The 25249-nt window shown below is 44.3% G+C and carries 21 protein-coding genes and 1 pseudogene; 5 read left to right on the top strand and 17 right to left on the bottom strand.

Annotated elements, in window-relative coordinates; genetic code table 11:
• The first annotated feature begins 119 nt into the window (after positions 1 to 119).
• A complete protein-coding gene (locus tag AAGA51_RS21955; RefSeq protein ID WP_042479740.1) occupies positions 120 to 1019 on the top strand; it encodes a LysR family transcriptional regulator in 900 nt (299 codons plus the stop codon).
• A gap of 26 nt (positions 1020 to 1045) precedes the next feature.
• On the opposite strand, the gene AAGA51_RS21950 is transcribed toward AAGA51_RS21955, so the two are convergent.
• The 4 genes from AAGA51_RS21950 to exaC all read right to left on the bottom strand — a co-directional run bounded on the left by AAGA51_RS21950 (position 1046) and on the right by exaC (position 6086).
• Positions 1046 to 1588, bottom strand: coding sequence for a histidine phosphatase family protein (locus AAGA51_RS21950; RefSeq protein ID WP_042479738.1), 543 nt, complete (start codon positions 1586 to 1588; stop codon positions 1046 to 1048).
• Between the two features lie 430 nt (positions 1589 to 2018).
• Positions 2019 to 3050 (bottom strand): L-threonine 3-dehydrogenase, encoded by a 1032-nt coding sequence (gene tdh, locus AAGA51_RS21945; protein WP_042479736.1) that lies wholly within the window; start codon positions 3048 to 3050, stop codon positions 2019 to 2021.
• A gap of 45 nt (positions 3051 to 3095) precedes the next feature.
• Entirely contained in the window at positions 3096 to 4289 is a 1194-nt protein-coding gene (locus AAGA51_RS21940; protein ID WP_042479735.1) for a glycine C-acetyltransferase, read from the bottom strand.
• A 276-nt stretch (positions 4290 to 4565) separates the two neighbouring features.
• On the bottom strand, positions 4566 to 6086 hold the full coding sequence (exaC, locus tag AAGA51_RS21935; RefSeq protein WP_042479733.1) for an acetaldehyde dehydrogenase ExaC: 1521 nt from the start codon (positions 6084 to 6086) through the stop codon (positions 4566 to 4568).
• 249 nt (positions 6087 to 6335) lie between these two features.
• Between exaC and AAGA51_RS21930 the strand changes: the two genes are divergently transcribed.
• On the top strand, positions 6336 to 8087 hold the full coding sequence (locus AAGA51_RS21930) for a sigma-54-dependent Fis family transcriptional regulator (RefSeq protein ID WP_042479731.1): 1752 nt from the start codon (positions 6336 to 6338) through the stop codon (positions 8085 to 8087).
• A gap of 32 nt (positions 8088 to 8119) precedes the next feature.
• On the opposite strand, the gene AAGA51_RS21925 is transcribed toward AAGA51_RS21930, so the two are convergent.
• Together AAGA51_RS21925 and AAGA51_RS21920 are read right to left on the bottom strand one after the other, a co-directional pair.
• Positions 8120 to 9256 carry an HD-GYP domain-containing protein gene (locus tag AAGA51_RS21925; RefSeq protein WP_052404530.1) on the bottom strand — a complete coding sequence of 379 codons (1137 nt, stop codon included), beginning with the start codon at positions 9254 to 9256 and terminating at the stop codon, positions 8120 to 8122.
• A 9-nt stretch (positions 9257 to 9265) separates the two neighbouring features.
• Positions 9266 to 10999 carry a HAMP domain-containing protein gene (locus AAGA51_RS21920; RefSeq protein WP_052404529.1) on the bottom strand — a complete coding sequence of 578 codons (1734 nt, stop codon included), beginning with the start codon at positions 10997 to 10999 and terminating at the stop codon, positions 9266 to 9268.
• Between the two features lie 144 nt (positions 11000 to 11143).
• Here AAGA51_RS21920 and AAGA51_RS21915 point away from each other — a divergent pair, with 144 nt between their 5' ends.
• Together AAGA51_RS21915 and AAGA51_RS21910 are read left to right on the top strand one after the other, a co-directional pair.
• Positions 11144 to 12067 (top strand): LysR family transcriptional regulator, encoded by a 924-nt coding sequence (locus tag AAGA51_RS21915; protein WP_042479730.1) that lies wholly within the window; start codon positions 11144 to 11146, stop codon positions 12065 to 12067.
• A gap of 17 nt (positions 12068 to 12084) precedes the next feature.
• Positions 12085 to 12471, top strand: coding sequence for an SMU1112c/YaeR family gloxylase I-like metalloprotein (locus tag AAGA51_RS21910; RefSeq protein WP_042479728.1), 387 nt, complete (start codon positions 12085 to 12087; stop codon positions 12469 to 12471).
• 103 nt (positions 12472 to 12574) lie between these two features.
• On the opposite strand, the gene AAGA51_RS21905 is transcribed toward AAGA51_RS21910, so the two are convergent.
• The 4 genes from AAGA51_RS21905 to ectA all read right to left on the bottom strand — a co-directional run bounded on the left by AAGA51_RS21905 (position 12575) and on the right by ectA (position 16363).
• On the bottom strand, positions 12575 to 13999 hold the full coding sequence (locus tag AAGA51_RS21905) for an aspartate kinase (protein ID WP_042479726.1): 1425 nt from the start codon (positions 13997 to 13999) through the stop codon (positions 12575 to 12577).
• A 91-nt stretch (positions 14000 to 14090) separates the two neighbouring features.
• Positions 14091 to 14477, bottom strand: a complete 387-nt coding sequence (locus tag AAGA51_RS21900; protein ID WP_042479723.1) for an ectoine synthase — start codon at positions 14475 to 14477, stop codon at positions 14091 to 14093.
• A 9-nt stretch (positions 14478 to 14486) separates the two neighbouring features.
• Positions 14487 to 15752 (bottom strand): diaminobutyrate--2-oxoglutarate transaminase, encoded by a 1266-nt coding sequence (ectB, locus tag AAGA51_RS21895; RefSeq protein WP_042479722.1) that lies wholly within the window; start codon positions 15750 to 15752, stop codon positions 14487 to 14489.
• Positions 15753 to 15811: 59 nt separating this feature from the next.
• Positions 15812 to 16363, bottom strand: a complete 552-nt coding sequence (ectA, locus tag AAGA51_RS21890) for a diaminobutyrate acetyltransferase (RefSeq protein ID WP_042479932.1) — start codon at positions 16361 to 16363, stop codon at positions 15812 to 15814.
• Between the two features lie 647 nt (positions 16364 to 17010).
• Here ectA and AAGA51_RS21885 point away from each other — a divergent pair.
• Positions 17011 to 18594, top strand: a pseudogene (locus tag AAGA51_RS21885) (AMP-binding protein); the annotation flags it as partial.
• A gap of 43 nt (positions 18595 to 18637) precedes the next feature.
• On the opposite strand, the gene AAGA51_RS21880 reads toward AAGA51_RS21885, so the two are convergent.
• From AAGA51_RS21880 to AAGA51_RS21850, 7 genes are read right to left on the bottom strand one after another with little or no spacing between them, the layout of a single operon-like run.
• Complete coding sequence (locus AAGA51_RS21880; RefSeq protein WP_042479928.1) at positions 18638 to 20053, bottom strand: ATP-binding protein; 1416 nt, start codon at positions 20051 to 20053, stop codon at positions 18638 to 18640.
• Complete coding sequence (locus tag AAGA51_RS21875; protein ID WP_042479721.1) at positions 20043 to 20699, bottom strand: response regulator; 657 nt, start codon at positions 20697 to 20699, stop codon at positions 20043 to 20045. The genes AAGA51_RS21880 and AAGA51_RS21875 overlap by 11 nt, the downstream gene beginning before the upstream one ends.
• Positions 20700 to 20701: 2 nt before the next feature.
• Positions 20702 to 21337, bottom strand: coding sequence for a tetratricopeptide repeat protein (locus tag AAGA51_RS21870; RefSeq protein ID WP_156101991.1), 636 nt, complete (start codon positions 21335 to 21337; stop codon positions 20702 to 20704).
• Positions 21338 to 21351: 14 nt separating this feature from the next.
• Positions 21352 to 22161 (bottom strand): SDR family oxidoreductase, encoded by an 810-nt coding sequence (locus tag AAGA51_RS21865; protein ID WP_042479720.1) that lies wholly within the window; start codon positions 22159 to 22161, stop codon positions 21352 to 21354.
• Positions 22162 to 22170: 9 nt separating this feature from the next.
• Positions 22171 to 22854, bottom strand: a complete 684-nt coding sequence (locus AAGA51_RS21860; protein ID WP_042479718.1) for a TenA family transcriptional regulator — start codon at positions 22852 to 22854, stop codon at positions 22171 to 22173.
• Positions 22855 to 22902: 48 nt separating this feature from the next.
• Positions 22903 to 24390, bottom strand: a complete 1488-nt coding sequence (locus tag AAGA51_RS21855) for an AMP-binding protein (protein WP_255209345.1) — start codon at positions 24388 to 24390, stop codon at positions 22903 to 22905.
• Between the two features lie 2 nt (positions 24391 to 24392).
• Positions 24393 to 25064 carry a thermostable hemolysin gene (locus tag AAGA51_RS21850; protein ID WP_042479714.1) on the bottom strand — a complete coding sequence of 224 codons (672 nt, stop codon included), beginning with the start codon at positions 25062 to 25064 and terminating at the stop codon, positions 24393 to 24395.
• Positions 25065 to 25249 lie beyond the last annotated feature (185 nt).

Below are 25249 nucleotides of genomic sequence, written 5' to 3'. Positions count from 1 at the left end.
GCTCCTGTTTGCTTTCAAATTGTCGAAATAATCTTACTACTGGAGTACTAGGAAATAATTAGACCAAGAATTAATTGTCTATTACATTATCTGCAACAATAGAGAAAAGGTCTGACCAAATGGATAAGCTAGAAGCAATGCGAATATTCGTGGAAGTTGCTAGAGAAAGTAGTTTTGTGGCAGCTAGTCGAACTCTTAACATTTCTCCTCCGGCAGTAACTCGTTCTATTAACCACCTTGAAACTACATTAGGCGTGCGTTTACTAAACCGTACGACTCGCATTGTTCGCCTTACGGATTCTGGCGTGCGTTTCTTTGAAGATGCTAAACGAATCTTAGAAGATGTAGACTCAGCAATATCATCTGTTGCAGGTAAATATCGTGAACCAAGCGGCGTATTATCTATTACTGCGCCAGTGTTATTCGGACAAATACATATCACTCCAATACTGACTGAGTATTTACAGAAGAACGGGCTAGTAACAGTGCGTGCCGAGTTTTTTGATCGCAATAGTAATCTGCTTGAAGAGGGATTAGACGTTGCCATTAGAATCGGAAAACTCAGCGATTCTAGCTCATATGCAACCCAAGTTGGACTCGTGCAAAAAGTTGTCTGCGCTTCACCCTCATACCTTGAAAAGCATGGTGAGCCCAAACACCCTTCAGATTTAAAAAACCATGAAATAGTTCAAGCATCAATGGTGGAAGCATCTACAACTTGGATTTTTAACTCAGCGGGAAGGGAAGAAAGTACAAAGGTAACGCCACGTTTATACTGTTCGCAAAATGGAACTGCCCTAGCAACAGTAGAAAATGGACTAGGAATTACACGTTTAATGTCCTATCAAGTTGGAGAGCAACTGAAGAAAGGTTCGTTAATTCGAGTACTTCAGGAGTATGAGCCATCCCCTCTCCCGGTCAACATTTTGTATTTAGAAAAGCGTCAATCGAACGCAAAAGTGAGTTCATTTGTTGAACTTGCAAAAATGCGATTAAGCGAGTCTTTAAATGAGGGTTAGCCTAGAAAAAAGCATATTTGAAGTGGTCAACTAATAATATCACTCCGTTTAAACGTGCGCAGGTCGCCACACCCAATGCCTTCTTCCTGATAGCCAAGTAAACTCTCAAGTACGTTGAAATGAGCAACTATTATTACTTTTTTGAAATCTTGATATCTATCGAGCACACTGATCACGCGAGATTTAAGGTTATGTGCTGTTTCATATTCAGCATTATGGTTCTCTCTCCCACTTTTTAACGAAGAACGGTATTCCTGCCAACGCCGATCCCTTTCTTCTAATTCTATGTAACCACCTGACATGTCTGCGACCCACTCCCGTAAGTCGTGTTCAACAAACAACTCCAGTCTATGCTGTCTGTTGATAATTTCTGCTGTTTGAAGTGCTCGAGTGTAGGGAGATGAAATTATGATATCGGCACCTAAAAATATGGGTAATTCAGATTGAGACTTAATAAATGGGATACACTCGCGTGTAATAGGTGCATAGTCTTTTTCTAGTTGTGTCATTTTACGTTCATCAGATAGTCTATAGTCTGGCACTCCATGACGAACAAATACTATTTCCATTTAATTTCAATCCATTACATTGCTTTCATATCAAACAAAAACTACTGATGTATTTAGGATAAGTCAAATCTACTCAACCAATAAAACTAAAAATTAAACTTGCGTCAGATCAGGCTAACGTATGATCAAGTTGAACAGATATGTAGCCGTGAAACTAGACAGGAATTGTTACAAGCTGACCACTTTTGGGAGTTTTCTGTCACGGCCTCTATGCTGGTAACCATGAACAAAATTACGATGATTTCAGTAGCACGATTTGCTACTGAGTAATTACGTTAACACCGAATGGGGCAGTGAAAGAATTTTTGGGGAATTTCACTGAAAGTGATATTTTCGGTTTGGGGCTAAATTGGGCTATTTCTTCTATTTCATGTATTCTAGCCACAAACAAAAAGCACCCCAACCGGAGCGCTTCAGAATCAATATTTGATTATTCCCAATCAAGGATAACTTTACCGGAAGCCCCGCTGCGCATAGCATCGAAACCTTTTTGGAAGTCATCAACCTTGTAGTGGTGAGTGATGATTGGTGACAAATCTAGACCAGATTGGATCAGGCTTGCCATCTTGTACCAAGTTTCGAACATTTCACGGCCGTAGATACCTTTGATAACCAGACCTTTGAAAATTACTTTGGTCCAGTCAATTGCCATATCTGATGGTGGAATACCTAACAGGGCAATGCGACCACCGTGGTTCATCGTGTCTAACATTGAGCTGAATGCACTTGGTACACCAGACATTTCAAGACCTACGTCGAAACCTTCAGTCATGCCCAGTTCAGTCATAACATCTTCTAGCTTCTGCTCAGCAACGTTGACTGCACGAGTCACACCCATCTTGCGCGCAAGTTCTAGGCGGTATTCGTTTACGTCAGTAATGACTACGTGGCGAGCGCCTACGTGTTTTGCTACTGCCGCAGCCATGATACCGATTGGGCCAGCGCCTGTGATCAGTACATCTTCACCAACAAGGTCAAAAGACAATGCTGTGTGCACTGCGTTACCAAACGGGTCGAAGATTGATGCTAAATCATCAGAAATACCATCAGGGATCTTAAATGCGTTAAACGCAGGGAGCGCAAGGTATTCAGAGAAAGAACCCGTACGGTTTACACCCACACCAATGGTGTTACGACATAAGTGAGTACGGCCGCCACGACAGTTACGACAGTGACCACAAGTAATGTGGCCTTCGCCTGAGACACGGTCTCCAATTTCAAAGCCGCGAACTTCCTGACCAATGGCAACGACTTCACCCACGTATTCGTGGCCGACAACCATTGGTACTGGAATAGTTTTTTGCGACCACTCATCCCAATTGTAGATATGGACATCCGTACCACAAATTGCAGTTTTCTTAATTTTGATCAGAATGTCGTTGTGGCCAACCTCAGGTTTTTCCACCTCGGTCATCCAAATGCCTTCTTCAGGCTTAAGCTTAGCTAGTGCTTTAATTTTCATAATGCTCACCAAATGAATCCTCCGGATTGGAGGAAACAATAATCCTTAGATGATATTCATCTCTTTACCGACTTCGATAAACGCGTCGATAGCTTTGTCTAATTGCTCACGAGTATGCGCTGCTGACATCTGTGTACGAATACGCGCTTGGCCTTTTGGTACAACAGGGAATGAGAAGCCAACAACGTAAATGCCTTTTGCCAGAGAACGCTCAGCAAACTCAGCCGCAACTTTCGCATCGCCCAACATAATTGGGATGATTGCGTGGTCAGCACCAGCCATAGTAAAGCCAGCTTCCGTCATACGTGCGCGGAAGTGCGCTGCGTTGTCCCATAGGCGGTCACGCAATTCACCGCTTTCTGCAAGCAGGTCAAGAACACGCAAAGACGCAGAAACGATTGCAGGAGCAACAGAGTTAGAGAACAGGTACGGACGAGAACGCTGACGTAACCAGTCAATCACTTCTTTCTTACCAGATGTGTAACCGCCTGAAGCGCCGCCCATTGCTTTGCCTAGAGTACCTGTGATGATGTCGATACGGTCGATAACGTTGTGGTATTCATGTGTACCACGGCCGTTTTCCCCCATAAAGCCGACTGCGTGAGAGTCATCAACCATTACGAGTGCATTGTATTTATCTGCAAGGTCACAAATCGCAGGAAGATTAGCGACTACGCCATCCATTGAGAACACACCGTCAGTAACGATAAGCTTATGACGAACGCCCGCTTTATCTGCTTCGATAAGCTGCTCTTCAAGCTCTTGCATATTGTTGTTCGAGTAACGGAAGCGCATTGCTTTACATAGACGAACACCGTCAATGATAGAAGCGTGGTTCAGTGCGTCAGAAATGATCGCGTCTTCTTTATCAAGCAGAGTTTCAAACAGACCTGCGTTTGCATCGAAACATGAAGTGTAAAGAATGGTGTCTTCTTTACCTAGGAATGTGGATAGTTTCTCTTCCAAAGCTTTGTGTGAATCTTGAGTACCACAGATAAAGCGCACTGAAGCCATACCGAAACCGTGAGAGTCCATACCCTCTTTCGCCGCTTCAATTAGCGCAGGATGGTTAGCAAGACCAAGGTAGTTGTTCGCGCAGAAGTTTAAAACATCTTCGCCAGTAGAAATGTGTACAGAAGCGCTTTGCTGAGAGGTAATAATACGTTCTGATTTATAGAGACCTTCAGCTTTTACTTCATCAAGCTGGTCACGAATTTGCTGGTAAAAAGCAGTCGACATTGCATTTTCCTTCTTCGTTTTTCGGAGCATAAATAAGGGGTTATTTACACTGTAAAAATCACTGCCAGTAGCGACAAAAAATGTGCACGTTTTCCCAAACGTTACTCGCTACAATTTATCCCCTAAGTGTAATCCACTCGTTGAAAAGCGATTATCCTACTTTGCGGAAAAGCATTCGTGAAAATGAGGCACAAATAGAAACTATTAAACCCACGTTGCCTGATAGCCATAAAAAAAGCGCCCCGAAGGGCGCTTCAACTGACGTTGTTTTATTTTTTAGAAGAAGCCTAATGGATTGATGTCGTAGCTCACCAAAAGGTTCTTCGTGTTTTGGTAATGGTTCAGCATCATTTTATGTGTCTCACGACCAATGCCTGATTTCTTGTAACCACCGAACGCTGCGTGTGCAGGATAAGCGTGGTAACAGTTAATCCATACGCGCCCCGCTTCAATGTTACGTCCCATACGGTACGCAAGGTTAGCATCACGAGTCCACACACCTGCGCCTAGGCCGTATTCGGTGTCGTTTGCGATAGCTAACGCTTCAGCTTCATCTTTGAAGGTTGTGATTGCGATGACTGGCCCGAAGATTTCTTCCTGGAAGACACGCATTTTGTTATTGCCCGCCAGCATGGTTGGCTGAATGTAGTAACCGTTACTGATGTCGCCATTCTGGCTTGCCACATCGCCACCGAAAACCACTTGTGCCCCTTCCTGACGACCGATCTCCAAATAGCTCAGGATCTTATCGAACTGCTCTTGCGAAGCTTGCGCACCCACTTGCGTATCTGTATCTAACGGGTTGCCTTGTTTAATGGTTTTTGCACGTTCACTCAGTTTCGCTACAAAGCGATCATAGATAGATTCATGGACTAGAACACGAGAAGGACAAGTACACACTTCGCCTTGGTTGAAGAAGCCCAATAGCGTCCCTTCAACACATTTTTCTAGATACGCATCTTCATGATCGAAAATATCAGCAAAGTAGATGTTTGGTGACTTACCGCCAAGCTCAACGGTAGAAGGAATCAAGTTATCTGCGGCACATTTCAGAATATGGTTACCCACTTCGGTTGAACCCGTGAATGCCAGTTTCGCGATACGGTTGCTGGTCGCTAATGCTTGACCCGCTTCATTACCAAAGCCGTTCACCACGTTGACAACGCCCGCTGGAATCAAATCACCAATAGTTTCCATTAACACGAGAATCGACGTTGGCGTCTGCTCTGCCGGTTTTAGAACCACACAACACCCAGCCGCCATTGCTGGTGCAATTTTCCAAGCCGCCATCAGCATTGGGAAGTTCCAAGGAATAATCTGCCCTACGACACCAATTGGCTCAGGAAAATGGTAAGCCGCTGTATTAGCGTCAAGTTCTGCTGCACTGCCCTCTTGAGCACGAATACAACCTGCAAAATAACGGAAATGATCAACCATCAAAGGGATATCTGCCGCCAAGGTTTCACGAATCGGTTTTCCGTTTTCCCAAGACTCAACGTAAGCCAGTTTTTCGATGTTCTCTTCGATACGATCTGCGATTTTCAGCAATATATTTGAACGCTCGGTCACACTGGTTTTTGCCCACGTTGCGCGGACGTTGTGTGCAGCATCCAGTGCGAGGTTGATATCCTCTTCGCTAGAACGCGGGACTTGGCAGAACTCTTTACCGTTAACCGGTGATGTGTTTGCAAAATATGCTTCTCGAACCGGTTTTACCCATTCGCCGCCAATAAAGTTATCGTATTGATTTTTAAAATTAAAAATCGCATTTTCAGTTCCTGGTTGCGCATAAATCATAGTTCAGTCCTTGTTACTTTACTTTCACGTTATTGTTAGGGTTTGCAGTGTTGCTATTCACACTTGCTGATAGTGCTAACGCAAATCACAAGCCAAACTTGTCCGGCTTGTTGTTAATAAGTTGTAAAGCTATGATTAACAAAATGATCACAAGCATTAAGTGGCAATGGAATCGCGGTTTGGGTACTGCCACCCATTGTTCCAGTGTCCCAAAATGACACACTGCTACTGTCACAACATGGAACAGTTATGCAAATTCAAACAGTTAAAGATTGGCTATCAACATCTTGGCATCGAAGTGAAGAAGCAGGACTCACTCAAAGAAGTCGTCCTGAGCATATTCGCTTGCCAAATTACGAGCTCAAAGAGCGCAAATGGTTAGCCACGTCATTAATTTCTGCGGTAGAAAGGCATGCTGTACCACTTTTCAATCAAATGTGTGGGCACAGTGACAGTCACTTAGTGTTAACCGACAAAGAAGGGGTGATTCTTTCCACTTGGGGGCATCCCAGATTTAAGGAGCGTTTAACGGAAATTGCGCTGGAATCAGGTGCTTGCTGGCAGGAAAAACTCAAAGGGACAAATGCGATAGGCACTGCAATTGTGGAAGCCCGCCCAGTCACGGTTGTTGGTAATCAACACTACATTCGGCAGCACCATTTTATCAGCTGTTCTTCATGTCCTATTTTCACTCATCAGGGAGAGTTGCTCGGTATTCTTGATATCACCAGTGAACAGCAAAAACACGATTTATCGATGCAGGTTCTAGTGCAGAACATGGTTCAACTGATTGAGAATCATCTGCTGTGTGAAATCCCTCAAGGCTCGACTCGAATTGATCTCGCTTGTGAACGCTCACTGCTTAACAGTGGCTGGCAAGGTATTGTTATTGCGGATGAAGGTGGAAAAATTCTGGCACACAACCACATTGCCGCTCAGCTGTTGGCGCAAAGCTCTGTGGTTGGACACTCGGTTGATGAAGTGTTTAACCAGCGACCAAAACCGTTTGTGTTTGAGAAACACCCGTTAACCGACAAACCTCGCCAATCCCACTACTCTTATACAGCTTCTTGTGAACTGCATTTTGGTGACACCACCATAGAGCAAGCATGGCAGCAGGCCAACAAGCTGATTGATAAAGACATTACATTAATGATCCTCGGTGAAACGGGCGTAGGAAAAGGCGAATTTGTAAAGGCACTCCACCAGCGAAATTCACGAAAAAACAAAGCGCTGGTTAGCGTAAACTGCGGGGCTCTACCCAAAGATCTGATTGAATCTGAACTGTTCGGCTATGTGGCAGGCGCTTTTACGGGTGCGAACAGCAAGGGGTACCAAGGAAAGATTCGACAAGCCGATAAAGGCATTCTGTTTTTGGATGAGATTGCAGATATGCCGTTAGAAGCGCAATCTCGTTTGCTACACGTAATTCAGGATAAAGTCGTCATTCCTGTTGGTTCAAACCAAAGTTATCCGGTCGATATTCAGATCATTGCTGCCACTCATAAAGACTTAGAGAAATCGGTTGCGGAAGGCTCTTTCCGCCAAGATCTCTATTACCGTCTCAACGGTTTGATTTTGCATCTACCCGCTTTACGCGAGCGACAAGACAAAGCGGCGCTAATTGAGAGCATTCACAAAACTTATCGTATTGGCGCTCAGTCGTTATCGCCCAATCTGATGGAGCTCCTCACCAGCTACCATTGGCCGGGCAATATTCGTGAGTTAGACAACATGATGAAAGTGGCTTGTCTACTGGCCAGTGATGAGCCTGAACTAGGGCTGGAACATGTTCCGGGGCATATCAGCAAATCTTTGCTCAATCGCGTTGTTGATATTGAATCTGAAGATGAAGCGGTGGATTTAAAAACCACCGTCGAAGATAAACTGCTAAAAGCGTATCAAGCGAATCAGGGTAACATCAGCCAAACATCAAAGATGCTTGGCATCAGTCGTAACACCCTTTATCGCAAACTTAAATCCATCGGCATTTTAAAATAAGTTCGAAAGGACTTTATCGATGGCTGATTAGACTATGCCAAATAATCCGCCACGTTGACTTGATCTATCTGCTCAGGTTCTAAAAACTGTTTGGCGTATTCCATGTAAATACCCGAGTTAAGGAACAAGGCAAACAGTTCAGCATCAATGTGATTATCTTTGACCATAAAACTCATAATTCTGAGCGACTCCGACAAGGTCTTGGCTTTTTTGTATGGTCGATCTGAGCTGGTCAGTGCTTCAAAGATATCGGCAATCGCCATCGCCTTCCCTGCAAGCGGGATTTCACTTTCATCAATACCTTGCGGATAACCTTTACCGTCCAGTTTTTCATGGTGGCTACCAGCAATCAGCGGGATGTTTTTCATGGAGCTTGGAAACGGCAATGATTCCAGCATCATCATGGTTTCGATGATATGGTCATTGATGATAAAGCGCTCTTCATCGTTTAACGTGCCACGTTGAATGCAAAGGTTATAAAGCTCACCCTGATCGTTCTTGTATTGCTTGGGCTGCAACTGGAAGCGCGCATCTCGAATTTTGCTCGATTCCCAAGGAATACGATGCGACGGCTTATCCGCCAAAAGTAATTCGGTAACGGGCAGATCATTGTCTTCATCACGATAACGTTTCGCTTCTTCCAGCCCTAATCCCAATCTTGAATCCAAGGTTCGTTGCCAAGTTTTACCCGCAATTCCATGAATGCGCTGTTGGTGCTCTTCGCTGAGAAACTCATTACCCTCGTTCATTTGTGCAATAAACGCGAAATCTTCATCCAACTGACGCCATTTCTCATCCAGCTGTGCTTGTTGCTCGTTCGGTAAAGTGCCAAATGCCGACTGATAAGCATCAATTTGTGCGTCTCTTTTCAGCACTTCAAAACGGGTTCTGATTTCATGGATGCGGTTGTAGATGGTTTCCAATTTGGTTGATTTATCCACCACATATTCAGGTGTTGTCACTTTGCCGCAGTCATGCAGCCATGAGGCGATGTGCAACGCTTCCTGATCATCCGCTGTGAGCGAAAAATCTTTAAAGGACTGTAAATCCGATTCAGCCGCAGCCGTGACTAGACGTTCTGTAAGTACCGGCACCCGCTGACAGTGATTTCCCGTGTAGGGAGACTTGGTATCAATAGCACCCGCAATGACACGAATGAACGCTTCCAAAAGTTCCTTTTACTCTCTCAAGTGTTTTTTCGTTTCTATAGCAAGCGAGGTATAGCCAGTTAGCACCAAAGTGAGTGGAAGTGTTTCATCTAATATTGCTTGCTTGTGCTCGTTCAGATAAGCAAGGTTCAAACATCCAATGCATTCCTGTTCACGGTTATAAAGCGGCACCATGAGCCACCAGATCTCTTCTGGCAGACGAAGCTTTCTCGCAAACTCAGGCGAGTTTTCATAGATCAAATACTCTTCACCGTTTACTTGCGAGTAAATGCTGAGAACCTTTTCGTTGCTATCCAAATAAGCAAGAGAGACATCATTCTTATCTTTGGTTTTACTGTCCCAATAGATATGAGCCTCTAAGCTCCCCTCCTTATCATCCCATATCGATAAGAAAGCACCTTGAGCTTTGGTTACTTTGACCAAACCTTCACTAATCACCGACTGAATTCTCACAGAGTCTTTCTGTTTCGATATGGTTCTGGTCAGTTCAAAAAAGTTGTGAATGGTGATGTTCATCCCTTTTAACGCTTTACTAAGATCAACAATCTCTCGGATTCGGCTGGGTTTATAGTTTGGCGCATCAAACTTGAAGTGACTGATGTCTTGAGCATTTTGAGTGGCTAAACGAATGGGACGGCTAATAAATTGCGCCATGATATAAACAATTGGCAATACGAGCAGAGCAAGAATAAACGCGGTTGCTATCGCATGATGTCTTATGGCGGCGGCTTTATCTAACAGTTCTGTTTCTTTTATGGCAAACAGTAAGTAGAAATCTTTATCGCCAATTTTCGCAACGGGAAACACTTCGCCAAACCACTTCTCATCATCAATCATTTCTGTTTTTAAGCCTTTCGCGACATTGCTTTCATCGAGAATAAACGATCTGATATTTGGAAAAGGTAACTGGTCAATGGTCTCCAATTCACTTAATGACAGACGGTGGCTGCTGCCTTCACTGAAGGCGTAGATATAGCGTTGATTTTTTTCAAACAACAGTCTTGTCGAAGGGTGATCTTGTGCGCTGCCTGCCAGCACATTTGAAACGCTGGATAGCAATATCTCAGCCGCAATAACCGTTCCTGTTTCTGATCGCTTTTGCACCGTCACGCCAATTTGCTGTTGAACTTTAAAGAACCTCGGCCTCGCCAGACTCATCTCATTTTTTTGCGCCGCTTGGTACCAAGTTTCCTTACGAGCATCTAAGCTGCTATTGGAGATAATCTGCGAACCAATGACATTACCGTCAACACTAAAAAAGAACAGTGTCGCATAACCTTTTTCATGGGAAGACATCACACCAAACAACTCTGCATTTTTAGGCACTGGAATGTCTGTCATCCAACTCGACTGAGTGTTTTTGAACGCAGCCAATACATCCCCATTGTTATAACCAATGAAATAAGCATTGACGCCGGGCTGGGTATGTAACAATTTTTGCAAAATGGCGAGATAGGGAATTCGGCCATCTTCACGAGCTGGATCATTAAGAGGCGTGAGCTCTAAGGTACTGATAGCATGCATCGCTGGCTGGAAAACCTTTTCAAAATCGCCTTTCGTTGTGGTGGCTATTTGTTCAAACAGGGTTTGATTGGCTTCAAAAATAATGTTGTCGATACTTTTGGAAGAAGCCCAGATTTGCAGTAGGCATGAGCCCGCTACCACAGTGACAAACATCACAGATAAATGGATGTGTAGTGGCATTACAAATCTCGAATACCACCGCTTTTCAGTTTTCTTCATTCCAGCTTTCCCTAGCACAACATTTTGTAAAGATAGACGATTTCTACTTCTCATAAGTTAGAATTAGCCGAACAGATCTTGTGATTCTTATGATACAGTTCGCATCATCACTGCACTTGTACGATCATTGAACGCCTAAACACCATGCTAAACCCAAAGCTTATTACCTTACTTCCTGATTTAGCGACATTTATCTTAATTGTAAATGAAGGCAGTTTTACCGCTGCGGCTCACAAGTTAGGCGTTACTCCGTCCGCGTTAAGTAAACTTATTACTCGTTTAGAACAAGCTTTGTCGGTGAAGCTGTTTGAACGCACCACAAGGAAACTGATCATTACTCAGGCAGGTCAAAAAATTTATGACCAATGTTTGGTGATGATGAATGCTGCGCAGCAAGCGGTAGAGCTTTCAAGCTCGGATCATACCGAGGCAGCAGGCACTCTCACCGTTGCCGCACCAGAGGCGTTCCTTAACTCCGTTTTGCAACCACTAGTTGTGCCGTTTCTGAAACAGTATCCAGAGATCAAACTCAGACTTCGCGCCGCAGATGGTGAAATCGATCTGTTCAAACACAATGTCGATGTAGCATTCAAACTGACCGATAAACCGGACGAAAACTTGGTACTTAAGGAGCTGGCCAAAACTAACTTGGTGCTATGTGCCAGCCCCGATTACCTCAAACAGAGAGGCGTACCTAAGCATCCTACGGATCTTTCGCAGCACGATTGCCTTTATCTTGCAGAAACCGAGCATGACCATATCTGGAGCTTTCTTAAAGACGATGAGTTCCACACTGTAGCGGTAACCGGTCGTTTCGCGGTTAACCAATCTCAGATCCGTTTAAACGGGGCAAAAAATGGTTTGGGTATCGGGATTTTCCATGACTTTGTGGTTCAAGATGCGATTGCCAACGGAGAAGTGGTGCAACTGTTACAAGAGTGGACGATTAAGAGTAACTACCATGGTGCGATTGCTATGCAGTATGCTCAAACCAAATACATGCCCGCGCGCTTGAGAGTCTTTATTGATTACGCACTTGAACATTTGCGTCCAAAGCTCAACCGCTGAAACGTTACGAGGACATCATGTTAAAACGAATTCATCACGCTGCGATTATTTGCTCTGACTATCCCCGCTCAAAAGCCTTCTATGTTGATGTTCTCGGACTAGAAGTCATTGCTGAAAATTACCGGCAAGCGCGCGATTCTTACAAGCTAGATTTAGCGTTGCCAGATGGTTCACAAATTGAGTTGTTCTCATTTCCTGAAGCGCCAAAAAGGCCAAGCTATCCGGAAGCGCAAGGCTTACGCCATCTTGCTTTCTGTGTTGATGATATCTCTGCCGCCAAGAACAAGCTTGAACAGCAAGGCGTTGAAGTTGAGCCGATAAGAGTGGATGAGTTTACAGGTAAACAGTATACCTTCTTCGCAGACCCTGACGGCCTGCCTCTGGAACTGTACCAGAGCGAATAACAGCACCAGTGACAAGTGTTTAAAAAGGCGTTAAGTGTAACCACTCAACGCCTTTTTTAATTGGCACGTCTTTTTACCTAAACAAGTTAGTTATATAAACACGTTAGGCCGCTTTTACCGAAGGTTTCGACTCTTCTTTCTGAGCGATTAACTTCTGGTGCAAGGCACAAATGGCACTGTTGTAGTCGCTATCTTCGACCACGAATTGCACGTTAACGTTACGCATAGATGAATACGCTGCCATAGGTGTCACGTCGGCTTTATCTAATGCCTGCATACCTAAACTCAATGCCGCATTGGTATTGATTGATGCGCCAATTGCAGAGATCAGTGCCACCATTTTTCCAGAAATCGATGCGTTCGGATAACGTTTTTCAGCCTTATAAAGCACCTCATTGAGGTTCTCAGAACTGCCGCTGAGGAAATAAGTCATTGAGTTGGCGTTCATCTCCTTTCCAACCAAATGCACTTTGGCTTCAGCGATGATTTCCATTAGCTCATAACTTACGTTATCCACTTTTCCGACCATGCTTTGATCAAACATGTGCAGGGCAAACACTTTATTTCGACCCGCAATGATCTCAACTTTGTTATCTTCAGGCTGATGAACATTAGATATCAGTGTGCCACCGTGTTCCGGTTCGAAAGTATTTTTAACTCGCAGCTCAATACCTTGCTTACGAAGACCCGCTGCGGCGTTAGGGTGAATGGCTTCCATTCCCAAGTTAGCCAACTGGTCAGCAACATCGTAGTTGGTCAACCCCATAGGGCGCACTTTATCCGGACCTACCACACGAGGGTCTGCTGAACTTAGGTGATACTCTTTATGAATGATCGCTTGGTCTGCATTTGTTAGTGCAGCAATACGGCTGAAGGTCATTTCGCTATAACCGCGATCATAAGTTTTCATTAAGCCTTCATCACAGTAAGCATAACCAGTCACAATCGGTAGCTCGGTTTCCACATCGATATCTTCAAACGCTTTCTGAATAACCTCATCAAGCGATCCCTGAGCACCGTTGCTCCAACCCGACAAATCCACAAAACGAGCATTCACGCCTAATGTTTTGAGCTTTAACGCCGTGTTATAAGCACTGTGCGCCTCACCAATCGAGGAAAGAAACTCTCTTACCTGTGGCAAATAATGACGCAACGAAAACTGACCATACTGGCAGGTTTCCAAAATATTATTGATGCAGTTTACTGCTTCAGAAATTCGAGAGCGGATAAACTTATCTGCGCGCAATCGACTCATAGGATCGGCGAACAAGTTCTCATTGATCATCAACATACGTTGCTCAAGTTCGTATATTGCCTCGCGCCAAGCGTCGTCTCGTTTGGCGATCATTTTGTAGATACCTGACTTACCTGTGCGTTTGCACTCCAGTAAGGCGTCAGTCATCCCTGAATAAGCCGATACAACAAATACTCGACCGTATGGATTGCTCGGTTTTAGCAGAATATTATCAAGAACTGCGTCAAACGCAGACATAGAAGTACCACCGATTTTCTCTACGGTGTAATACATGATGTCTCCTCTTCTCGTTGGGTTAAAAGTCACTTCTTATTTTGCGAGTTCTCTCCTTCCTGCATTGAGGAAGGAGAATAGGTGCGTTGCGTTATTCAACAATCGGGTAAACACCGTCTTTGTCATGGGTTTCCGCACCAGTTAACGGCGGGTTAAACACACATGCCATCACCATATCTGCGCCTTCATAAGCACGTAAGAAGTGTTCATCATGCTTATCGAGAATGTATAAGGTACCTGGCTTGATCGGATAAGTTTCACCACCAACAACTTCAATTTCACCTTCACCCGACATGCAGTACACAGACTCAAGGTGATTCTTGTAGTGAATATGCGTTTCCGTGCCCTTATAAATGTTGGTGATGTGGAACGAAAAGCCCATCTGATCATCTTTCAGCAGCATGCGTACACTTTCCCAAGTTTCCGCAACGACTCGACGTTCACTCTGACGACATTCATCTAGTGTTCTTACAATCATGACTTTTCCTTATGACGCTTTTTTAATGTATTGAGATGCGATGTTTTCAACTGCTTGCGCAAAAATAGTTAAGCCTTGTTCAAGCTCAGACTCACTGATAGTCAGAGGACAGAAGAATTTCACTACTTCATCATCCGGACCTGCGGTTTCAATCACCATACCTAAGCGGAAACATTCGCGGGCAATCTTGTCTGAAATCTCACCGCTCTGACACTCAATACCTTGCATCAGACCGCGACCTTTCAAGCGGGTAAACATTGTCGGATACATACAAAGCGCTTTTTGGATCGCTTGTGTCACCTGCTCAGCACGTTGCTGAATGTGCTGTGAAAATTCTTCATCTGCCCAGTAGGTTTCTAACGCTTTTGCAGCGGTGACAAACGCATGGTTATTACCACGGAATGTGCCGTTGTGTTCGCCCGGTTTCCATTGGTCGAGTTCTGGTTTAAACAGCACAACCGCCATAGGTAAACCATAACCACCAATGGATTTCGATAAAGTAACAATATCTGGCTGGATACCCGAAGGCTCAAAACTAAAGAACGTGCCTGTACGGCCACAACCCGCCTGAATGTCATCGACGATCAACAGTACGTCGTGTGATTTACAAATCTTCGCCAAACGTTGTAACCACTCATTTGACGCAGCGTTCAAGCCACCTTCACCCTGAACCGTTTCAACCAGAACAGCCGCAGGTTTATCTAAGCCAGATGAGTTGTCACACAACATGGTTTCGAACAAGGCCAAGCCATCGATATCCGCATAACCTTCATAAGGTAGACGAGTCACACCCGACAGCCCCATTCCAGCGCCACCACGATGGTGTTGGTTACCTGTCGCGGCAAGTGCGCCATACGAACAACCGTGGAAGCCATTGGTGAACGCAATAATATTGCTACGGCCCGTCACTTTACGCGCAAGCTTCATGGCCGCTTCTACGGCATTGGTACCTGTAGGGCCAGTGAACTGTACTTTGTAGTTCAAAGAGCGAGGCTCAAAAATATAAGTTTGCAATGCACTTAAGAATTCAGCTTTCGCTTCTGAGTGCATGTCTAAACCATGGGTAATGCCATCTCTGTCGATGTACTCAAGCAGTGCCATCTTAAAAATGGCGTTGTTGTGCCCATAGTTCAGTGAACCGGCACCCGCTAAGAAATCTAGGTAAGCGTCACCATCTTTGGTGTAGAGCCAACTGCCTTTAGCAGTGGAGAAAACAACGGGGAAATTTTTTGCGTAAGATTGAACGTTTGATTCTTTTTTCTTAAAGATATCCATAACGTAGCGTTTTAACCTTCTTTATTGATTCTTGAATGAATTGCAGTGATAGCCTTTGGCTACTGCTGCTTTAGAGGAATTCGATACAAATATTCCGTATCGTGTTTACCTTCAAAATGACGGGTTTCATCGAGAAAAGTGGATACTTCACCACGCTCTCCATGCACTCTGTCTAATTTCTTAAACAGGCTCCATGACCCGAGGTTGTCTTTAGTAATCGTGGTTTCCAACACTTGTATGTCTTGCAGATCATCTCTGGTCAGAATCTCTTTCAGCATATGGAAAGCAAGACCTTTACCGCGCGCACTTTCATGCACAGCGACTTGCCAAATGAATAACTCACTAGGGTTATCCGGCTTGCGATAGGCTGAAACGAAACCAACGATCTCACCGTCACACTCAGCGACAACACAAGTACTTTGAAAGTGCGTTGATTGCAGAAAGTTGCAATAAGCTGAGTTTTCATCAAGCGGCGCACACTGAGAGATAAGCTCATGTATTTTTGCGCCATCACTTGCGGTAGGTACTCTAAAAACCCAATCTTCCTGAAGATTTTGCATAATTTCTGGGTATGCGACCCAAGGTGCTGCTGTAATCATTGTTCGCCACATAATCATTTAGAACTCTAAACAAATTCCTTATATAAACTAACAAGACTAAAGATTATTTCAACCCTAAATATTGAAATGAGATGGAGAAATAAACATATAATATTGTTTTTAAAGGAATTATTGAGATTAATTAAATTTATAAGACATATAAATATTAATTAGTATTCTAACCATAATTAAACTAACAAGGTTTTAATGAAATGACGTTTTAATATTAAGATTATCACTAGCAAATTGACCAAACTTTTGCATTATGCATTTGCATTATGCAAAGTTTTTCCACGAAACGTTCACAAATCGCCAATATAGATTAATTAATAACCAAAAATCACACTAAAAAAGTTGGCATGAAATATGCTTTATATTAGTTGACCCTTATTAAGCCGAGGGTCACCTAGCCAACTGACGTTGTTAGTGAATACATTTTGTTCACATGTTATATCAGCCAATTGTATTAGTTACAGTTGGCTATTTTTTTACCTGTCTCCTACTAAAATCCGCCAACAACTTTATTCCTTAGCCAACTCAAGCCAAATCATCACGATAGTTATTCTCTTTTTTTCTTAAATATCAGTGAGCTGTTGTTTGACTTTGTCTAGATCTGCGTCAAAACTCTATTCAGAGTAAATTGAATGGCTGAGCGAGTTATGTCTAACGAAAACCCATTGTGGATACCCAGCGAAGAGCGAGTTCAAGCATCGAATCTTCAGCAGTTTATTCAACACATTAATATGCAGGGTGAAGCGGTTGAAACCTATCAGCAGCTACACCAATGGTCAGTTGCGGATAAAAAGAAGTTCTGGCTGGAGATCTGGCAGTTCTGTGATGTGATTGGATTCTGCGGTAACTGTATCTACGGTGAAGGTATTGCTCGTTGGCAAAAATTTATTCCTGCGCGCGATACGATTTGGTTTCCTCAAGCGCAACTCAATTATGCAGAAAACTTGCTGTCCTATGCTTTCCAAAAGCCGGAAGGTGTTGCTATCTGGTTTAAAAATGAGAGTGGACAAAGCAAGAAGCTGACATGGCAGCAGCTCAGCGATCAGGTATCGATTGTTCAGCAATGGCTGACACAGAATGGGGTGATAAAAGGTGATGTGGTTGCGGCTTGTTTACCTCATATGCCTGAAACCGTTGTGGCGATGCTGGCGACCACCAGCTTAGGAGCTATCTGGGCATCAACTTCCCCTTCAGATGATATTGATGACACCATCGCTCGCTTTGAGCAAATTCAACCCAAAATCTTGTTCTGCTGTAATGGTTATAGCTTTAACGGTAGCAATCATCTGATGGAAGAGAGCAATTCTAAAATTGTTCAAGCGATTGAAAGTATAGAAAATACCTGCCAGATAGAATATTTACAGCAACGCGAATACAGCGTGAATTTCAATGATACGTTTTCCGACTGGCAATCACTGCTTTCCAGCTACCTTCCTCGAGGTTTAACTTACGAGCGTATTGGTTTTAACGACCCTCTGTTTGTGCTGTTTTCAGAAATAGATAATGCTCCACCGAGATGCACCGCTCACAGTGTCGGGGGCACCGTACTTAATCACTTAAAAGAGCATCAGCTTCAGTGCGATATACAGCCCGATGATCGCGTCCTGATCAATACAGAATGTGACTCGATGATGTGGAACTGGCATGTTTCTGCACTGGCAAGCGGGGCAACCTTAGTCATTTATGATGGCTATCCGCTCTATCCTCAACCAAGTGCATTATGGGAGTTCATTCAGGAAGCGGAAGTGACTCTGTTTGCGACTCCGGCAGATTATTTACAGGCTCTTGAGCAAAAAGAGTTTTCACCCGGCAATTTTTACGCTTTCACTTCTCTCAAGACACTCTGTTCAACGGGGCAAATGCTCAAAGACAAACAATTTGATTATATATACGACCAAGTCAAACCCGATTTGCACCTGTCAGTCATGTCTGGAGATGCCAACATTCTCGGCAACTTTGTGATTGGTAACCCTACCTCTCCTGTTTATAAAGGAGAATGCCAAGGTGCGGCTTTGGGCTTAGATATCGATGTCATTGACCAAAGCGGAAAGTCTGTCTCTCTTGCTGAAGGTGAATTGATTTGCAGAAATAGTTTTCCCAATCAACCTATCGGGTTCTGGCATGATGATGGCGAACAGTATCATCTTGCATTTTGGAACAGTGAAGATGGAGCATGGCATCAAGGTAGCCGCGCAGAAGTGACCAGCAATGGCGGTATGCGATGTTACGGCCTTAAATCTTAACGGCCGCAACATCAAAGAGAAAGAAACCTATTTATTTAGGTAGCACAACCAAAAACGTGTTACGGCTGTCCGCGCGAGGAAGCAGCTCAACGCTTCCTCGGTGCAATCTGGCAATATCGCGGGTAATCGACATGCCAAGCCCTGCACCGTCGCCTTTTTCTGTGTTGGCTCGATAGAAGTTATCGAACATTTTCTCTCGCGTTTCAGTAGTGATGTTTTTCCCAGTGTCACTGACATAGATGTTCACAGACTCTTCTTTGTCTTCCAGTCTGATGTTGATCTGAGAACCATCCCCCGAATAGCGCATCGCGTTATCAAGCAGGTTCGTTAGCAGCATTCTCAGTAATGCTTCGTCGCCTAACACTTGAATACCATCGCCTTCAAACGAGACTTCTTGCTGACGCTTAAGAGCAAGCGGTACGCGTTCTGCGATAACTGACTGACAAAGCTTAGAAAGATCCGTAACCAAGAACTTCATTTCATGGATGCTTTCCACTTTAGCCAGTGTCAAAAGTTGCTGAATCATGCGGTCTGTTCTGTCGATGCCTTGCAGAATATTGCTTAAATCTGATTTCAGTTGTTGCTCGTTCTGGCTCATCAAAGCGTTTTCTGCATTCAGGCGCAGTATGGTCAGCGGTGTTTTCAACTCATGTGCTGCCATACGGGTAAAACGTTTTTCCCTTTGCCAAGCTTGATCCAACTCATTCAACAAAGTATTGAGGGCTGTAACTAGGGGAGACAATTCCTGCGTGGGGTTTGCGACATAAATGCTGTCTAGCTTATTCGCACTGCGCTGAGCAATCGCCCGCTTAAGTTCAGAGATAGGCTTAAAATGTTTATCAATCAAAAGCACCATCAGCAGTGCCAGACTCGGAATTAAAACAAATTGTGGTAAAGCAGCAGACAACGCCAATTCGTACATCATTTCATCACGAATCGACTCTTTCTCAGCGACAAAGATGTACTCATGCTTAGTATTCATCGCTTTAGGCAATGGAAGTTGGAAATATCGCCAAGGTTCATTCTCAATATCCATATAACCAAACCCTGCGTACTTAGGGTCATGGTTGAGGTTGTCTATTTCAGGAATCGAGCTCCAAATGAGTTCATTTGCGATATAAAACTGAACTAAAATATGTTGCTCATAAGGGTGGCCAAATGGTGTCGGGTTGTCATCCCCTTTTGCTTGCAGAGCTATGCGTTTCATCCAGTTATCAAATAAATCACGCGTTTGACCTGACTGCATAGGTTGTTCTGAAATCGGCATACTCAATAGCAGCATCTTGGCTGACTGACCAAGGCGAGCGTCGTACACCTCTTCAATTTCATGTTTTGAATAAGAGAAGCTGAAATACAAACAAATCAGAATTAAAACTGATGAAAGCGCGATCACTGATATCGTCAATCGCTTTTTAATAGAAAAAGTTGCTTCTACGTTATTTTTCAATGATGTACCCCACGCCACGGATATTCTTAATCAGGTTATTTGGAACTTTTTTACGCAAATTGTGAATATGCACTTCGATGGCATTGTCACTCGCCCCTTCATCCCAACCGTGCAACGACTGTTGTAGCTGGTCTTTACTGAGCACTCTCCCCGCATGGGTCATTAATGCGGTGAGCAATTTAAATTCGTTATTGGTTAACTTTAGCCTATTTCCATCATAATCAACGGCTTGTTCAGCTAAAGAGAGAGAAAGTTGTCCAACAACGATGCGTTCATCACAGTATCCTGATTGACGACGAATGAGCACCCGCAGCCGCGCCATCAACTCTTCAAGGGCAAATGGCTTCACTAAATAATCATCTGCCCCACCATCTAAGCCTTTTACTCTGTCTTCAATATCATCACGTGCGGTAAGAATTAACACAGGTAAGGTATAGCCAGCTCGGCGCAGGTTTCGCAAAACAACCAGCCCATCGATATCTGGCAAGGTAAGATCCAAAATGACGGCAGCGAATTGCTCGGTTCTCATAGCAACTTCAACACCACCGCCTCTGTCTACCCAATCCACGGTATAACCATGGCGACTGAGTGAAGTCACCATGGATTGTCCGAGTAATGCGTCATCTTCAACTAAAAGTAACCGCATGGTTATTGAAGCTCTCCTAATAATTTTGCTATTTCTTGCTTACGCCCCTGATCGGCTAAAGGTCGATCAGTACGTGGCGGCGCTTTCTGTGCTTTAGTTAAGTACTGGATGGCTTCTTTTTTTCGTCCATCCTGCGCTAAAAAATCCGCGTAAAAATAGTTTGGATCGATGCCATCAGGATTGATTTCCAAAGCTTTGAGGAGCATTTTCTCAGCCATATCATCATCACCGAATCCAATTGGCCACCCCGGCACCTTGTAGTATAACGAGCCTAAACTGGTAAACGCTGAACCATTTAACGTTTCTGGCGCTTTATCAATCACTTGTTCTAAAAGTGCTTTTGCTTCTTTCACCAACGAAAGAGCACCTAAACCTCCATCAGCCCCCGCAAGCGACGACTTGTTGATTGCCAACCATACTTTCAACTCTTGGCGGTTTGGTTCTTGTTTCAAAGCTTCTTCGTTGCGCTTGATTAAGTTTTCTAAGCAGTAAACCTGATTATCCGTATCTTTCGAATCATACTGACAGACCGCCCACTTTTTTTGAATCGTGACTAACGGATCCGCTCCCGAACCAAAAGCTGATGTGGCTGTAGCAAAACAAATAGTAGCAGCTAAAGTTGATAGTAAAAATTTCATATTTCGTCCCTCAGTTACTTGCCATGGACTTGGTTAATAAAGTGATGAATGATGTCTTGTTGTTTGCGAATAGATTTAGAAACAACGCCCGGAAGGATCTGATTAATACGAGCAAACAGTTTTTCCGGCCAGCCAATCCAACGAGCCGCTTGCTCTTTTTCCAAGATGTCGACCACATGCCCTGCGACCACTTCTGGCGAATCACTCTTATTGCCTAGCTGTTGGTTCATTTGATTCACAAAGCGGTCGTTTAGCGTGGTATCTGTTGCTCGTGGCGCAAGATACAAAGTACGAATGCCTGAACCGTCTAACTCTCTGTCCAACGCCTCACTAAAGCGCTGCAACCCTGACTTCGCCGCACAGTAAGTGGTGTAGCCGGGAAAACCGATAGAACCAAAGGTTGACCCGACATTCAAGATAATGCCCGGACGACTAATCCAAGAGAGCGCAGATTGGCTCAACAACATTGGCACTAATAGGTTCAGACGCATCTCAAGTTCAATCGATGGGCTGCTTCTCTGCGCAAGAAAGCTGAACTGATTGCTGCCAGCATTATTAATCAATACGTCGATACGTTGTCCTTTCTGCGACAGGTTCAAACAGGTTTGTTTCACCTTTTCGAAACCTGCATCTGTGGACAAGTCCGTCGCCACAACTTCATGATGATGGGGAAACTCTAAGCTGTTTTTCAGCGCTTCAAGCTTATTGCCATTACGCGCAACCAAAAGCAGTTTTGCTCCTTTTGCTTCCAGCGCTTTCGCGACCTCTTTGCCAATGCCGCCAGAAGCACCTGTTAGTAATACACGTTTGTCTTGCAATTCCATAACTGTTCCTTAAGCCGCATTTTGCATTGCAGCTGGAGTCAGCTCTTGCAGCATTTGACCGTATAGCTGGAACACCATATTGGATGAATCAATAATCGCTTGTTGATCTTTCTCATCAGTGATTTGGTTCATCAAGTTCTCAAACAATTGGATATGCTCTTGGTCCAGTACGCTGTGTGACGTTAAGTAGCTCATTGCGTTGTCTGGCAGGTTTAGGGTCTGTTTGACCAGAGCTGCGACTTGGCCACCGACACCCACACTGGTGCCTTCCAATACCCAAACCATGCCGAAGAAAGCGATAGGGTTGCCACGGTCGATCTGGTGATATAGATACGCCACCATCAGCTCAATCGCAGAACCCACTCGACCATTGCCCGAGTTCGCTCGCACTGCTTCGGCATCCGCACCACAAGCCTTGATGTCATTTAAGATCCATTCGTGATGGCCTTTTTCTTCCTCGATATATTCACCAATAGCCTGACGTAGCCACTCGTACTTTTCAGGTAAGCGGCCACCACATGCCATCAATAGAGGTACGGTGTGTTTTACATGGTGGAACGCCTGAGTAAGAAAGTTCACGTAAGTATCCAATTCAATTTCACCACGGGCGCAAGCCGCGAAAATCGGCGCTTGTAACATCTGTTGTTGAGCCACTTGGGTTTCTTTTTTCAGGGTTTCAAAAAATGCAGTCATGGTAGTTACTCCGTAATTCTTCTCTTCAAAAATATTGGCGACTTTCGTTCATTCGTTAATTGGCGTAATGATCCGCCCTTCTTCTTCATCGGTTTTGCTCAACATCCACTGTTCAAACTTGGAGCGAATCGGGCGACCATTGCTGGTGTAAAATCCCGCCATCGAATTCAGTCCTTGAGCTGTGATTAACGTCCGGATACGAGCGTAATCTGGCAGACGTTGATTGAGCTGTTTTAGCGCCGCTGTCACTTGTTCAACATTTGGATTTTCTAGGATGGCACTCAGTGATTTTTCGCCGTCACCAACCAGAACCATTCCGTACAGCGCCCTAAATGCCTGAGCCTCAGATTCCACCCACTCGGGTGAAATATTGCGACCGAATGCGGTAATGATTTGGTTCTTTTTACGGCCGTTGATAACAAGGAAGCCATCTTCATCGAGATGCCCTAAATCGCCCGTGGCATACCAACCCTGTTCAAAAGGTTGGCCGATATACCCCAACGCAACGCAACCAGAAACGTAAATTTCACCGTCATTGGAAACTTTTACATCTATATGTGGCAGTGGTTTTCCACTGGTCCCAGCTTTATACGAGGATGGAGTATTAAGACTGACGACCGATGCATTTTCAGAAAGACCGTATCCTTCAAAGGCAGGAATACCTAAGCTGTGCGCCATTTCTAAAAGCTGTGGTGAAACGCGAGCACCACCCACTGCAACGAACTCTAGATTTTTCGCTAACACCGGCATTGCTTTTACGACTTCTATCAAAGCCATCAACAGCGCTGGGGTCAGCACTAAGCTGTTAGGCAGATACTTCGCCAACGCCAAAGCAAATTGAGAAGGGTTGAAATTGCTGGAACCACTCAGCCCTACTTCCTCACCGTTCAACACGACAGATGTCGCCCCAATAATGATTGGGACATAGATACCTGTGATATTTTCCAGCAGCGTAGATAGCGGTAAAAGCACCAAATGTTTTTCACATTTCACTTCGGTAGCGATGGTATCCGCCAGCGCACGGCTGACCTTTGACAGCTGATTCTGGCTCAAACACACCCCTTTCGGGTGACCAGTAGAACCAGAGGTAAACGTGATTTTTCCGGTATGGGTCAGCAGCGGTTTTTCGTCCTCAACTGAACGTTTCCAGATACTTAGATTCTCGGCGTGTCCCACCAATCTTGCATCCAGCGAATGTGCATTATCGGCTGTGTTCTCAACCCAGGCATCCCATTCTCCCACTAATAAATCCGCGCCAGATTCAGCCAAAATATGATCGACCTGCTCAGGAGTAAAAAATAGCGGGACTGGAACATTAGGAATTTCGGCATACAGCGCAGCAAGATCGGCAATAACCCAGTCGAGGCTATTTTCGGCACGCAAAGCCATACACTTGGGTGAATACTCAACCAAATACTCAGCGACATCACGCACTCTGATAAGTAAGTTTTGATAAGAAATCTCTTCATCAGCGCCAATAAATGCGATTTTGTTTGGCGTATCAATCGAGTGTCGGATGAGAGATTCAATAATCATATTCACAGTGCACCTCCACGTGCACGACACACCTTTTCAGCAAACAAAGCCTCAAGATGCGCGAGCCCCTGTTTCAGGTTACCCGCAACAATACGCGGTTGATGTTGGTAGTAGTTGCCCCATGTGTAGGTCGCATCGGGAATTCTTGAAGGGTCAGCCTCAGCTAGCACTGTGGTTTCCAAACCGAGTCGCGACATCATGGCGTACAGCGGATCAGTAGCGGTAAAAATGCACCATTCATAACCACTCTCCACCAGCTTTTGAGTCATTAGCAGAAAATGAAGCGTAGAAAAGCCTTTCGAAAATGAAGCGAGCTGTCCGAACTCAATAAGCTTGCTACGCTCTATGCGCGGTTGAGTACCGTGTTCTTCTGGATGATTTGTGGATTGATCAGATAGAGAGCGATAGAACACTTTGTTCAAAAGCTGATCTGCCGGTTCATCTAGATACTGTTCCAAAAATAGTGATTCGTTGCTGGCGACACGGAAACCGCATAGTGAACGAATCTCCTCGCCTTCCATCAAAGCCATAAATGTGGGCATAAAGGAATTTAAATGAGCATCAAATGCTAAGGAATAACGCTGGGCAATGTAGTTTTCAATCTCACTACGTTGCGGATGAATGCGGTCGATAATCTCAAGCTTAAATGGGTGAGATGGAAAGAAATCTGCCATACAAGAAGCCCTCTCTGCTAGCTATAGAGAGAGCTTAAATAAGTAAACTTAAGGAAAGCTTAAGGAAAGCTTAAGGAAAATTAAGAATAGGACTTTTTTATCTCACCAGACTTAGACGCAATCTAATAGGTGCAGATTTTGTAGGTATAGAGAGTAGTAACAGCACCATATGACACAGACAAAAA

The organism is Vibrio diazotrophicus (assembly GCF_038452265.1).
Lineage (GTDB): Bacteria > Pseudomonadota > Gammaproteobacteria > Enterobacterales > Vibrionaceae > Vibrio > Vibrio diazotrophicus.
The sequence above is the reverse complement of the archived record's forward strand: the minus strand, read 5'-3'. Positions and strand labels throughout refer to the sequence as shown.